The 16,010-nt window shown below is 71.6% G+C and carries 2 protein-coding genes; both read left to right on the top strand.

Annotated features, from left to right (window positions below):
- Nucleotides 1-8,540 (top strand): SDR family NAD(P)-dependent oxidoreductase (locus ACIBSV_RS50200; protein ID WP_395874641.1); only part of this gene is annotated, 8,540 nt, incomplete at its 5' end.
- Between the two features lie 58 nt (nt 8,541-8,598).
- A partial coding sequence (locus ACIBSV_RS50195; RefSeq protein ID WP_395874639.1) for a type I polyketide synthase occupies nt 8,599-16,010 on the top strand: 7,412 nt, incomplete at its 3' end.

Raw genomic sequence — 16,010 nt, 5'->3', positions numbered from 1 at the left:
CCCACATCCAAGACACCACCACCCTCAACGCCCACTACTGGTACGACAACCTCCGCAACCCCGTCCTCCTCCAACCCACCATCGAACAACTCACCACCACCGGCCACCACACCTACATCGAAACCAGCCCCCACCCCGTCCTCACCCACCCCATCACCGACACCACCGAGGGTCACAACGTCCACGTCATCGAAACCCTCCGCCGCGACCAAGGCACCCACCACCGCTTCACCACCAGCCTGGCAACCCTGCACACCCACGGCATCGACGGCGCGTTGACCTCGCATATCCCGACGGGCGGCCACACCGAGCCCGAACCCGGGTTCCCCACCTACGCCTTCCAGCGTCGGTCCTATTGGCTGGACGTGCGCCCCGGCAACACCGACGTCGCCACCGCCGGACTCAGCGCATCCGGACACCCGTTTCTCGGGGCCACGGTCGAACTCGCCGAATCCGGCGCGCGGTTCTTTTCCGGTCGGATCTCGCTGCGCACCCACCCGTGGCTCGCGGACCACGCCGTCCTGGACACCGTGCTGCTGCCCGGCACGGCGTTCGTCGACCTCGCGCTGCACGCCGCCGAGGCCACCGACGCACCCGCCGTCGAGGAACTCACCCTCGAAAGCCCGCTGATCGTCCACATCAGCGGAGCCGTCCAGCTTCAGGTCGCCCTCGCCGCCCCGGACGACACCGGCCGACGCACCATCACCATCCACTCCCGCACCGACGACCCGAACACCGACCAACCCTGGACCCGACACGCCACGGGCACTCTCGCGGCGCCCAACGCCGCCGCGCGCACCGCATCCTTCGCCGCAGCGCCATGGCCTCCCGAGCACGCGACCGTCATCGACGCCGACGAGTTGTACGCGGCGCTGGCCGCCGTCGGGTATGGATACGGCCCGGCCTTCCAGGGTGTCCGAGCCGCCTGGCGGGTCGGCGACGAGCGCTTCGCCGAGGTCGCCCTCGCCGCCGAACAGCGTGATGACGCCGCTGCGTTCGGCATACATCCGGCACTCTTGGACGCCGCGCTGCACGCGGGGCTCGACACCGACACCGGGCCGGGGTCGCCCGGCGGGCCGAGGTTGCCGTTCTCCTTCCGGGGTGTGCGCCTGCTCGCCACCGGTGCCACCACGCTCCGCGTCCGCCTGGCCCCCGCCGGGCCCGACGCGCTCGCCCTCTCCGTGACCGATGCCACGGGTGAACCGGTGTTGTCCGTCGAGTCGTTGGCCCTCCGTCCGACCCCGGACGGAGGCTTGGCCAAGACCGGCACGAGCGGCGCCGGTTCGCTCCATCACCTCGACTGGGTCCCGACGCCACTCACCGCCGAGGCCACACCGACGGTGGCGACTCTCACTGCGTTCACCGAGCCTGCCGGCCCCGCCCACCACTCCGTCGCGGTCGGTAGCACGTACGCCGGCTGGCCCGAGTTGCACGCCGCCGTCGAGGCCGGGTCCGGCGTGCCGGACGTCGTGCTGATCACGGTGCCCCCCTCGGAATCCGCTCCGCCGAACCCGATCGGGCAGGCCCACACCGGCACCCGGCACCTTCTGCGCGTGGTGCAATCCTGGCTCGCCGACGCACGATTCGAGACCTCCCGACTCGCGGTGCTGACACATCGCGCGGTCGCCGCGAAGGTGGGCGAGGAGGTGCCCGGTCTGGCCGGCGCGCCGCTGTGGGGCCTGCTCCGCACCGCCCAGGCGGAGTACCCGGACCGCTTCGTGCTGATCGACACGGACGGCCACGCCTCCTCCGTGGCGGCGATCGGCGCGGCGCTGGGCTCCGGCGAACCGCAGCTCGCTCTGCGCGAAGGCAGCGTGTTCCTTCCTCGGTTGGTCCGAGCGAGCGTCGACGTCGCCGAGACTCGGACCGTGCGCCCGCTCGATCCGGACGGCACCGTCCTGATCACCGGCGGCACCGGCACCCTCGGCCGCCTCGCCGCACGACACCTGATCACCGACCACGGCGCCAAGCACCTCCTGTTGACCAGCCGCAGCGGCCCCGACGCCGACGGGGCCGACGAGCTCGCCACCGAACTCACGGCACTCGGCGCGCAGATCACCATCACCGCATGCGACACCGCCGACCGCCCGGCACTTGCCGCCCTCCTCGGCGGCATCCCCGACGACCACCCCCTCACCGCCGTCGTCCACACCGCCGGCACGCTGCACGACGCGGTCGTCACCGGCCTGACGGGCGAGCATCTCGACGCGGTCCTGCGGCCCAAGGTCGACGCGGCCTGGCACCTGCACGAACTCACCCGCGACCACGACCTCAGCCACTTCGTCCTCTACTCCTCCGTCACCGCAACGCTCGGCAACGCCGGACAGGGCAACTACACCGCCGCGAACGCGTTCCTCGACGCGCTGGCCGAGCATCGCCACGCGCGGGGCCTCCCCGCCACCTCCCTCGCCTGGGGCCTGTGGGCCGAAAGCAGCGGGATGACCGGACACCTGGACGGGACCGATCTGGCCAGGATGTCCCGGGGCGGCGTCGTACCGTTGGCGACCGACGAGGGGCTGGGCCTGTTCGACGCCGCACTGCGTGCCGGCCGCCCGACGGCCGTGCCCGCCCGCCTGGACCCGGGCGCACTGCGCGCCCGGGCGGTCACCGGTCCGATCCCCGCCGTCCTGCGTGGCCTGGTCCGCGTCCCGGCTCGGCGGGTGGCGGATCCGACGTCGACCGCAGCCGGCACCTGGGCCGAACGGCTGGCGGCCCTGCCCGTCGAACGCCGCGAGAGCGAGCTGCTTGGAGTGATCCGTTCCGGTGTGGCCGTCGTGTTGGGTCACACCACGTCCGAAGTCGTTGACACCGAGCGCACGTTCAAGGAGTTGGGCTTCGACTCGCTGACCGCCGTCGAACTGCGCAATCGGCTCACCGGCACGACCGGTGTACGACTGCCCGCAACCCTGATCTTCGACTACCCGACGCCCGCCGCACTCGCCGGATTCCTGCGCTCGGAGGTCCTGGGCGTACCGGACGGCGACGCAGCGGCCGGCTCGGTAGGGCCGGTCCGGGCGGCGGACGACGATCCGATCGTGATCGTGGCGATGAGCTGCCGCTACCCGGGCGGCGTCCGTACGCCGAACGATCTGTGGGACCTGGTCGCCGCCGGCAAGGACGTCATCGGCGACTTTCCCACCGGACGCGGCTGGGACCTGGACGGGCTGTACGACCCGGATCCCACGCGGGCCGGTCGGTCCTACGCCCGCGAGGGCGGGTTCCTGTACGACGCCGAGGGGTTCGATCCGGACTTCTTCGGGATCAGTCCGCGCGAGGCGCTCGCCACCGACCCGCAACAGCGACTGCTGCTGGAGACCGCGTGGGAGGCGTTCGAGCGCGCGGGGATCGAACCGACCTCGCTGCGCGGCAGCCGTACCGGCGTATTCACCGGCGTCATGTACAACGACTACGGGTCGCGGCTGCTGAGTCGGGCACCGGAAGGGTTCGAGGGCTACCTCGGCAACGGCAGCGCGGGCAGCGTCGCGTCCGGCCGGGTGTCCTACACCTTCGGGTTGGAGGGCCCGGCGGTCAGTGTGGACACCGCGTGCTCGTCGTCGCTGGTCGCGCTGCACCTGGCCGCGCAGGCCCTGCGGCAGGGCGAGTGCACGCTCGCGCTCGCCGGTGGCGTCACCGTGATGGCCACGCCCAACGTGTTCATCGAGTTCAGCCGCCAGCGCGGGATGGCCCCGGACGGCCGATGCAAGTCCTTCTCCGCCTCGGCCGACGGCGCGGGCTGGAGCGAGGGCGCCGGGTTGTTGCTGCTGGAGCGGCTCTCCGACGCCGAACTCAACGGACACCCCATCCTCGCCGTCCTGCGCGGCTCCGCCGTCAACCAGGACGGCGCCAGCAACGGACTCACCGCACCCAACGGCCCCTCCCAACAACGGGTGATCCGCCAGGCTCTCGCCAGTGCCGGTCTGACGGCAAGTCAGGTGGACGCGGTGGAGGCCCACGGCACGGGTACGAAACTCGGCGACCCGATCGAGGCACAGGCCCTGCTCGCCACCTACGGCCAGGACCGACCGGCCGAACTTCCCCTCTACCTTGGCTCGTTGAAGTCCAACATCGGGCATGCCCAGGCCGCCGCCGGTGTCGGCGGTGTGATCAAGATGGTGTTGGCCATGCGGCACGGCGTTCTGCCCAAGACACTGCACATCGACGAACCGTCACCACACGTCGACTGGACCGCCGGCGCCGTCACCCTGCTCACCGAGGCCGAACCCTGGCCCGAGACCGACCACCCGCGCCGCGCCGGCATCTCCTCCTTCGGCATCAGCGGCACCAACGCCCACCTCATCATCGAGCAGGCACCCACACAGCCGGCAAAGCCGGACCAGGGACCGGAGTCGGAGCCGGAGCCGGGCGGGCACCACGCCGCCATCGCCCTACCTGTGCCGTGGGTACTCAGCGCACGCAGCCCACAGGCACTCCGCGATCAGGCCGAGCGGCTGCGGGCGTACGTCACCGCGCGCCCCGACGCCGATGCCGCCGCGATCGCCCGCACCCTGGCGACCCGACGGACCACCTTCGACCACCGCGCGGCCGTGATCGGCACCGCTCACGAGGACTTCGTAACCGGCCTCACCGCCCTCACCCAGGACCGGACCGGCCCGACGACGGTCCGGAGGCGACCCGTGACCCGCGCCGACAAGACCGCGTTCATGTACACCGGGCAGGGCAGCCAACGACCCGGCATGGGCGCCGAACTGCGCGCCGCGTACCCGGTGTTCGCCGACGCCTTCGACGAGGCCGTCGCCCACCTCGATCCGCACCTGGACACGCCTCTGCGCGAGGTGATCGACCACCACCCCGAACTCCTCGACCAGACCCGCTACACCCAACCCGCACTCTTCGCCCTCCAAACCGCACTCCACCACCTCCTCACCCACCACGGCATCACCCCCGACTACCTCATCGGCCACTCCATCGGCGAACTCACCGCCGCCCACCTCGCCGGAGTCCTCACCCTCCCCGACGCCGCCACCCTCGTCACCACACGCGCCCGCCTCATGCAAACCGCACCCACCGGCGGCACCATGATCGCCATCAACACCGCCCCCACCGAACTGGCCGAACTCCTCGACGGACACCAAAACCTCGTCTCCATCGCCGCCCACAACGCACCCCACGCCACCGTCATCTCCGGCGACCGCGAACTCTGCCTCCACATCGCCGAACAGGCCCGCGCGGCCGGTCACAAGACCAAGGAACTCAAGGTCAGCCACGCATTCCACTCACCCCACATGGACCCCATCCTCTCCGAGTTCCACGCCGTGGCCGCCGACCTGACCTACCACTCCCCCCACACCCCACTGATCTCCAACACCACCGGCACCATCGCCACCGCCGAGCAACTCACCGACCCCACCTACTGGACCAACCACATCCGCAACGCCGTGCACTTCCACGACGGCATCACCACCCTCCACCACGAAAACGTCACCACCTACCTCGAACTCGGCCCCGACACCACCCTCACCACCCTCGCCCGGGACACCGTCGAAAGCCTGCGATCGGGTGGCCCTGCCGAGGAGGCGTCGTCCGACTTCATCCCGACCCTGCGCCGCAAGCACCCGGAAGCCCCGGTCCTGATCACCGCCGTCGCACAGGCCCGGCTGGGCACGAGCACCGCGGATTGGGGCACCCTGCTCGACGCCGACGGCCCGATCGTCGAGGATCTGCCCACCTACGCGTTCCAGCACGAGCCGTATTGGCTCCAGGCGCGGGCGGATACCGATGTCGCCGCCGCCGGGTTGGACGCGAGCGACCACCCGCTCCTCGCCGCCGCCCTCCCCCTCGCCGACAACGACGGACTCATCCTCACCGGACGCCTCTCCCGCACCACCCACCCCTGGCTCACCGACCACACCGTCCTCGACACCACCCTGCTCCCCGGCACCGCCTTCCTCGACCTCGCCCTGCACGTCGCCGAGCACTTCGGCCACGACGGCGTCGAGGAACTGACGCTGCACGCGCCGCTCGTGCTGCCGGACACCGGAAGCGTGCAGATCCAGGTCGCGGTGGGCGAGGCAGACGACTCGGACCGACGGACGGTGACCATCCACTCCCGGTCCGAGCAGTCCGAGGCGGGCGGTGACGACGGTCAGGCGTGGACCGTGCACGCGTCCGGGGTGGTCACCTCGTGGGACATCGACGAACCCGAGCCGGCCGGCGAAGGCGTCTCCTCGGCCTGGCCGCCGGCGGGGGCCATCGCCGTGGACGTCGACGCGCTATACGACACGCTCGGCGCCGCCGGTCTCGGGTACGGACCCGCCTTCCAGGGATTGCACGCGGTGTGGCGGCTGGGCGACGACCACCTCTACGCGGAGGTGCGCCTGCCCGAGGAGATCGAGCCCGCCGGATTCGGCCTGCACCCGGCCCTCCTGGACGCCGCGCTGCACCCGCTCGCCTTCGCCGCGCTCGCCGACGAACCCGACCGCGTGCCGCTCCCGTTCACCTGGACCGGGGCTCGCCTGCACCGGACGGGTCGGCCCGGTCCGAGCACCCTTCGGGTCCGGCTCACGACCGTCCGGAACACCGCCGCGCTCACCCTCACCGACACCGACGACAAGCTCGTCGCCACGATCGACACCCTTGCGCTGCGCCCGTACACCGCGCGGCCGGCGAGCGACGAACATCTCCACCACGTCGAGTGGAGGCGCGCGGCCGAAGTCGGGGACGCGAACGATTCCGGCTGGACGCTGCTGGCGCCGAAGACCGACCCGCTCGCCCCGGACGCGGCGGCGACCCACGCCGACCTCGCGGCGTTCCAGGCCGGCCTGGATCGGCACACACCCGCCCCGGCGACCGTGGTCGCGGTGATCGTCTCCCACATCGGCGACCGGGTGGCGAGCGTGCACGCCACCACCCGGGACACCCTGGCGCTGCTCCAGGCCTGGTCGGCCGACGAACGTCTGGCCGACACCCGCCTGGTCCTGGTCACCCGCGACGCCGTCGCCACCCGTTCGGACGAGGATCCGCACGATCTGGCCGGCGCCGCGCAATGGGGCCTGGTCCGTACGGCGCAGACCGAGCACCCGGATCGATTCGTGCTGGTCGACCTCGACGGGCACGAAGCCTCCCGGCTCGCGTTCGGCGCGGCGTTGGCCTCCGGCGAGCCGCAACTCGCGGTGCGGGCGGGAGCGGTACTGGTACCCCGGTTGGTGCGCTCCGGCGCGGTCGGGGCAGGGCATGTCACGCCGCCCGCCGCCGGAGGGACGGTGCTGGTCACCGGTGGTACCGGCGCCTTGGGTCGGCTGATCGCCCGGCACCTGATCACCGAATACGGCGTCGGACACCTGCTGTTGGCGAGCCGCCGCGGCCCGGACGCCGACGGCGCCGCGGAACTTGCCGCCGAACTCGGTTCGCCGACCGTACGGATCACCATCGCCGCGTGCGACACGGCCGACCGCGCGGCCCTGGCCGCCCTGTTGCGCACCATCCCCGCCGAGCACCCCCTGACCGCCGTCGTGCACACCGCCGGCACCGTGCGGGACGCCACCCTGGGCGCGCTCACCGACGAGCACGTCGACGTGGTCCTGCGGCCCAAGGTGGACGGCGCCTGGCACCTGCACGAACTCACCCGCGACCTCGACCTCACCCATTTCGTCCTGTACTCGTCGGTGACCGCGACGCTGGGCACCGCCGGCCAGGGCAACTACGCGGCGGCCAACGCCTTCCTGGACGCGCTGGCCCAGCACCGCCGGGCACACGGGCTGCCCGCCACCTCGCTCGGCTGGGGCCTGTGGGCCGAGCACAGCGCGATGACCGGCCACCTCGACGCCGCCGGCCTCGGGCGCATGTCCCGGGTCGGGATCACGCCGATGGGCGGCGAGGAGGGGCTCGGCCTGTTCGACGCCGCACTGCGTGCCGGCCACGCGACGGCCGTGCCCGCCCGCCTGGACCCGGCCGCGCTGCGCGCCCAGGCGAGCGCCGGGACGACCCCCGCCATCCTGCGCGGCCTGGTCCGCGTACCGGCCAAACGAACCCGGCGCGAGGCCGAGGGCAACGATCCGACTGCGCTTCGGGCACGGCTCGCCGCTTCGGCCGAGCCCGAGCAGGGCCGGTTGTTGCTCGAACTCGTCCGCGCCGAGGCCGCCGCCGTGCTCGGACACCCCACGCCCGACACCATCGACGCGTCGCGAGGTTTCCTCGACCTGGGCTTCGACTCCCTCATCGCCGTCGAATTCCGCAACCGCCTCGGCGGTGCGACCGGGTTGCGGCTGCCGACCACGCTGGTCTTCGACCACCCGACCATCCATGCGCTCTCCGGCTACCTGCGCAGCCGACTCGCGCCGACCTCCCAGTCGGCCGGTCCAGCCGATTCGCTGCTCGCCGAACTGGACCGGTTGAACGCCGTGTTCGCCTCGCTGACCGCAACCGGCGGGACCGGGTTCGACCACCATTCGGCGGTCACCGGCCGGCTGCAAACCCTGCTCCGCACCTGGAACGGCACCACCCGCACGGGCGACGGCGCCGACGACGACCTCGCCTCGGCGACGGACGACGAGCTGTTCGAGGCCCTCGACAACGAACTCTGAGCAGACCCGCGCCGACCCGTCCCACGACCACTGGCTGCCTCAAGGGGGCTGACTTCGCATGACGACCACGAACGAGCAGAAGCTTCGCGACTACCTCAAGCGCGCGACCACCGACCTGCGCCAGGCACGGCGCCGGCTCCAGGAGCTTGAGACCAAGGCGCAGGAGCCGATCGCGATCGTCGCGATGAGCTGCCGCTACCCGGGCGGCGTCCGGACACCGGAGGACCTGTGGCGGCTGGTGGCCGAAGGCACCGACGCCATCGGCGATTTCCCGACCGAGCGCGGCTGGGACCTGGACGGGCTGTACGACGCGGACCCGGATCGGGTCGGCAGCTCGTACACGAATCGGGGCGGCTTCCTGCACGACGCGGACGGGTTCGACCCGGAGTTCTTCGGGATCAGTCCGCGCGAGGCGCTCGCCACCGACCCGCAGCACCGGCTGCTCCTGGAGACCGCGTGGGAGGCGTTCGAGCGCGCGGGGATCGAACCGACCTCGCTGCGCGGCAGCCGTACCGGCGTGTTCGCGGGCGTGATGTACAACGACTACGGGTCGCGGCTGCACGCGAACGTTCCGGACGGCTTCGAGGGTTACCTGGTCGCGGGCAGCGCGGGCAGCATCGCGTCCGGCCGGGTGTCCTACACCTTCGGCCTCGAAGGCCCGGCCGTCACCGTGGACACCGCGTGCTCGTCGTCGTTGGTCGCACTGCACCTGGCGGCGCACGCGCTGCGGCAGGGGGAATGCTCGCTCGCACTGGCGGGCGGGGTCACCGTGATGGCCACCCCGGCAACGTTCGTCGAATTCAGCCGGCAGCGTGGTCTCGCCGCCGACGGCCGCTGCAAGGCGTTCGCGTCCGCCGCGGACGGTACCGGCTGGAGCGAGGGTGCCGGACTGCTGCTGCTGGAACGACTGTCGGACGCCCGGCGCAACGGGCACCCGGTATTGGCGGTGCTGCGCGGTTCGGCGGTCAACCAGGACGGCGCCAGCAGCCAACTGACCGCCCCCAACGGGCCGTCCCAGCAGCGGGTGATCCGCCAGGCGCTGGCCGACGCGGGGCTGACGCCGGATCAGGTCGACGCGGTGGAGGCTCACGGCACCGGGACCAGGCTCGGCGACCCGATCGAGGCACACGCGCTGCTGGAGGCGTACGGCATCGATCGGCCCGCGGAACTGCCGCTGCGGCTCGGCTCGATCAAGTCGAACATCGGCCACACCCAGGCGGCGGCGGGTGTCGCGGGCGTGATCAAGATGGTCGAGGCGATCCGGCACGGCGTGCTGCCCAAGACATTGCACGTGGACGAGCCGTCATCGCACGTGGACTGGACCGCCGGCGCGGTCACCCTGCTGACCGAGGCCGAACCGTGGCCCGAGACCGACCACCCGCGCCGGGCCGGCGTCTCGTCGTTCGGGATCAGCGGCACCAACGCCCACGTGATCATCGAGCAGGCCGACGCGGAGCCGACCGGGCCCGGGGTCGGGATCGGAAACGGGGCCGGGGCCGGGGCCGGGGCCGGGGCCGGGGCCGGGGCCGGGGTCGGGAACGGGAACGAAGCCGGGACCGGGGCCGGGATTGCGAACAAAACCGGGACCGACACCAACTCCCAGTCCGGCAGCGACTCCGGCACCGGGACGGTTGCGGCCACCACCGGGCAGGCGGCGATCACGACCGCCGGGAGTGCTACGACCGACATCGCTCCGCGACCGGTCCCGTGGGTGCTCTCGGCCCGTACTCCGCACGCGCTGCGCGATCAGGCGCGCCGGTTGCACGCCCACATCGAGGCGAACCCGGAGGCCGATGTGGCCGCCGTGGCACGGGCGTTGGCGACCGGGAGGACCAGCTTCGACCACCGGGCGGCCGTGGTCGCCGGGGATCGGGACGGCTTCCTGGCCGGACTGCTCGGTCTCGCCGACAACCGCACCGGAGCCTCGGTCGTGCAAAACCGGTACGCGCCGGGCAAGGGTGCGACGGCGTTCATGTACACCGGACAGGGCAGCCAACGACCCGGCATGGGCACCGAACTGCGCGCCGCGTACCCGGTGTTCGCCGACGCCTTCGACGAGGCCGTGGCCCACCTCGACCCACACCTGGACCGACCCCTCCGGGAAGTGATCGACCACCACCCCAAACTCCTCAACCAGACCCGCTACACCCAACCCGCACTCTTCGCCCTCCAAACCGCACTGCACCACCTGCTGGCCCACCACGGCGTGACCCCCGACTACCTCATCGGCCACTCCATCGGCGAACTCACCGCCGCCCACCTCGCCGGAGTCCTCACCCTCCCCGACGCCGCCACCCTCGTCACCACACGCGCCCGCCTCATGCAGAGCGCACCCACCCTCGGCACGATGATCGCGATCAACGCCGCGCCGAGCGAGCTGGCCGAACTGCTGGCCGGACACGAGGCCCTGGTCTCGATCGCCGCCCACAACGCACCTCGGGCCACGGTGATCTCGGGCGACCACGGCGCCTGCCTGCACATCGCCGGACAGGCCCGCGCGGCAGGCCACAAGACCAAGGAACTCAAGGTCAGCCACGCATTCCACTCACCCCACATGGACCCCATCCTCGACGAGTTCCACACAATCGCGAGCACCCTCACCTACCACCCCCCACACACCCCACTGATCTCCAACACCACCGGCACCATCGCCACCACCGAACAACTCACCGACCCCACCTACTGGACCAACCACATCCGCCACGCCGTCCACTTCCACGACGGCATCACCACCCTCCACCACCAAAACGTCACCACCTACCTGGAGTTGGGACCCGACACCACCCTCACCACCCTCGCGCAGGAGACGATCGACGACCTCCGGCAGGCGGACCAGTCCTCGGCCGGTCGGGAATCCGTCTTCATCCCGACCCTGCGCCGCAAGCACGGCGAGCCGGACACGTTCACCGCCGCCGTCGCGCACACCCGCCTGCTCGACGGGCTACCGGACTGGACTTCGCTGCTCACGGCAGGCGAGTCCGCCGTCGGGCTTCCCACGTATCCGTTCCAGCATGAGCGGTACTGGCTGGCGGCGCCGGCCGGCGGGAGCGACGTGACGTCCGCCGGTCTGTACGCCGCCGGGCACGCCCTGCTGGGAGCGGCGATCGCCCCCGCGGACGGCGACGGGCTGTTGTTCACCGGCCGCCTGTCGCTGCGCGCGCAGCCGTGGCTGGCCGATCACGCGATTGTGGACACACCCCTGTTGCCCGGGGCCGCGTTCGTCGACCTGGCGATCCGGGCCGGCGACCACGTCGGACTCGACGTCGTGGAGGATCTCACCCTCGAAGCCCCGCTCGTGCTTCCCGAGAGTGCCGGCGTGTTGATCCAGATCGCGGTGGGTGGTCCGGACGAGACCGGCCGGCGATCGATCACGATCCACTCGCGGAGCGAACACGACGCGGAACCCGGCCTCCCGGCCGACCACGCCGAAGCCTGGACACGGCACGCGGTCGGCACGCTCGCGGCCGGCACGCCGGTGGATCCGCGCGACCTGGTCGAGCAACACGAGGTATGGCCGCCCGAGCACGCGACGCCGATCGACCTCGCCGACGCGTACGCCTCGCTCGCCACACACGGGCTGTCCTACGGACCGGTGTTCCGGGGATTGCGGGCCGCCTGGCGGTCCGGGGGCGACCTGTACGCCGAGGTGGCTCTGCCGGACGGCGTCACCCCGGACGGGTTCGGCCTGCATCCCGCGCTCTTGGACGCGGCGCTGCACACGCTAGCGCTGATCGCGCTCGCCGACGACCCCGAGCGCATCCAGCTCCCCTTCGCCTGGACAGGCGCCCGCCTGCACGCGAGCGGTGCGACCACACTGCGCGTACAGGTGACGACCACGGCCGAGCACACCGCGAGGCTCGCCCTCACCGACCCCGCCGGCACGCCCGTCGCCACCATCGACGCCCTCACCCTCCGGCCCACCGACACCCGGCAGTTGCGCTCCGGACCCACCGCCGGAAACCACCTGCACCACGTCGTCTGGAACCCCGCCGCCGGGCTGCCGACCGACGTGCCCGCCGCGGCCTGGACCCTGCTCGCGGCCGACACCCACCCGCTCGCCGCGAAGGCGGAGGCGATCCGGCCCACACTCGCGGCACTTCTGGCGGGGCTACCCGAGGACGCCCCGGTCCCCGAAACCGTCGTCGCGGCCATCGAGCCATCCGACGACACGCCGGCGGGCGTAGGTGCCGCCACTCGCGACACGCTCGCGTTGGTCCGGGACTGGCTCGCGGAGGATCGTCTCGCCGACAGCCGCCTCATCCTCGTCACCCGGAACGCCGTCGCCACCACGGCCGACGCGGACATCCACAGCCTGGCCGCCGCCGCCCAATGGGGCCTCGTCCGAACCGCGCAGGCGGAGAATCCGGACCGGTTCACCCTCGTCGACATCGAAACCGACACGGACGGCGAACGCGCCGCCTCCGCACTCGCCGCGGCCCTGGCCACCGATGAGCCACAGATCGCCCTGCGTGCAGGCACCGTGCTCGTCCCCCGGCTCACCCGGCTGACACCGAACCCGGCTCCCGACGCACCGACCGCGCGCCCGCTCGACCCGAACGGCACCATCCTGATCACCGGCGGCACCGGCACCCTCGGCAGCCTCACCGCACGACACCTCATCACCCGACACGGCGCCAAACACCTCCTGCTGACCAGCCGCAGCGGACCCGACGCCCACGGCGCCACAGCACTCCAAGACGAACTCACCGCACTCGGCGCCCGGATCACCATCACCGCATGCGACGCCGCCGACCGCACCGCGCTCGCCGCACTCCTCGACACCATCCCCACCGACCACCCACTCACCGCCGTCGTACACACCGCCGGCACCACCCACGACGCCACCCTCACCACCCTCACCGACCAACACCTCGACACCGCCCTACGCCCCAAGATCGACGCCGCCTGGAACCTCCACCAACTCACCCACCACCACAACCTCACCCACTTCCTCCTCTACTCCTCCATCGCCGGCACCCTCGGCAACCCCGGACAAGCCAACTACGCCGCCGCCAACACCTTCCTCGACGCACTCGCCCACCACCGACACACCCACCACCAACCCGCCACCTCACTCGCCTGGGGACTCTGGACCGAAACCAGCGGAATCACCGACACGCTCGACGCCACCGACCGCAGCCGGATCCGGCGCTCCGGCCTCGCGCCGTTGAGCACCGCGCACGGGCTGGATCTGCTCGACCGGGCCTTGCTCCTGACCCAACCGACGGCGGTGCCGACCGCCTTCGACTCCCGCGCACTGCGCGACCAGGCCGACGCCGGAAACACTCCCGCCGTCCTTCGTGACCTGATCCGCGCCTCCGGCCGTCGTGCACAGGCGGCAGGCTCTCTGGGCGGATCTGCGCACGCCTCGACTTGGGTCGAGCGGCTCGCCGGACTCGCCGAAACGGACCGGACCCGGACGCTTCTGGAACTGGTCCGCGGGCAGGTGGCCGGTGTGCTGGGCCATCCGAGTCCGGACACGGTGGACGCCGAACGCCCTTTCAAAGACCTGGGCTTCGACTCGCTCACGGCAGTCGAGCTGCGCAATCGCCTCAGCACCGCGACGGGCCTGCGACTGACCGCCACACTCGTCTTCGACCACCCGACGCCGAGCGCGCTGGCCGCCCACCTCGGTCGCGAACTGTCGGACCGACCCGGCGCACGCGTACCCACTACGCCCACCCGCGCGACGGTGAGCCCGGATGAGCCGATCGCGATCGTGGCGATGAGCTGCCGCTACCCGGGCGGCGTCCGCACGCCCGAGGACCTGTGGCGACTGGTCGCCGAAGGCACCGACGCCATCGGCGAGTTCCCGACCGAGCGCGGCTGGGATCTGGAGACTCTGTACGACCCCGACCTGCAGCGCTCGAACACCAGCTACACGCGTCAGGGCGGATTCCTGTACGACGCGGCACGGTTCGATCCGGAGTTCTTCGGCATCAGCCCGCGCGAGGCACTGGCCACCGACCCACAACAACGGCTGCTCCTGGAGACCGCGTGGGAGGCCTTCGAACGGGCCGGGATCGACGCGGCCTCCGTACGGGGGAGCCGAACCGGTGTGTTCGCCGGTGTCATGTACAACGACTACGGCTCACGCCTGCATCTGAACGCGCCGGACGGCTTCGAGGGCTACATCGGCAACGGCAGCGCGGGGAGCGTCGCCACCGGTCGGGTGGCCTACACGTTCGGGTTCGAGGGTCCGGCGGTGACGGTGGACACCGCGTGCTCGTCCTCGCTCGTCGCGATCCACCTCGCCTCCCAGGCACTCCGGAACGGTGAATGCTCGCTGGCGCTCGCCGGTGGCGTCACCGTCATGGCCACCCCGTTGACCTTCGTCGAGTTCAGTCGGCAGCGGGCGTTGTCGCCCGACGGCCGCTGCAAGGCATTCTCCTCGACCGCCAACGGCACCGGCTGGGGCGAGGGCGTCGGCCTGCTCCTGCTCGAACGCCTCTCCGACGCCCAACGCAACGGCCACCCCATCGTCGCCGTACTACGCGGCTCCGCCATCAACCAGGACGGCGCCAGCAACGGACTCACCGCACCCAACGGCCCCTCCCAGGAACGCGTCATCCGCCAGGCACTCGCCGCGGGCAACCTCACCCCCGACCAGATCGACGCCGTCGAAGCACACGGCACCGGCACCACCCTCGGCGACCCCATCGAAGCCCAGGCCCTCCTCGCCACCTACGGACACAACCGCCCCACCGAACACCCCCTCCACCTCGGCTCCCTGAAGTCCAACATCGGCCACACCCAAGCCGCCGCAGGCGTCGGCGGCGTCATCAAAATGGTCCTCGCCATGCAACACGGCCTACTCCCCAAAACCCTCCACGTCGACGAACCATCACCCCACATCGACTGGGCCTCCGGCGCGGTGGCACTCCTCACCGAACCCACACCCTGGCCGGACACCAACCACCCCCGACGAGCAGGCGTCTCCTCCTTCGGCGTCAGCGGCACCAACGCGCACGTCATCGTCGAACAGGCACCGAACGCCGACCGAACCCGGACCGAGGCCGTGATCGAACCGGTCGCCGACCCGATTCCGACCCCCTGGCTGGTGTCGGCCCGCACCCCGCAGGCGCTGCGCGACCAGGCGCGGCAGCTCCACGAACACCTGGCGGCACAAGCCGACTTCAGTGCTCCCTCGGTCGCCCGCGTGCTGGCCGGACGGGCGTCCTTCGAGCACCGCGCGGTGATCATCGGCAACCACACCGCCACCCTGAGCGCCCTCGCCCGCCAGGAAGAGACTCCCGACCTGATCCAGGGCACCGCCACCGCCGACCCCGGCAAGATCGTGTTCGTCTTCCCCGGACAAGGCAGCCAATGGGACGGCATGGCACTCGACCTCTACGCAACGTCCACACCGTTCCGTGAACACCTCGACGCCTGCGCCGAAGCCCTCAAACCCTACGTCGACTGGAACCTCATCGACGTCCTCCACGCCAAGCCCGACACCCCCGACCCCAA

The organism is Embleya sp. NPDC050154, assembly GCF_044460165.1.
Lineage (GTDB): Bacteria > Actinomycetota > Actinomycetes > Streptomycetales > Streptomycetaceae > Embleya.
This window is presented reverse-complemented; position numbering and strand designations above follow the sequence as displayed.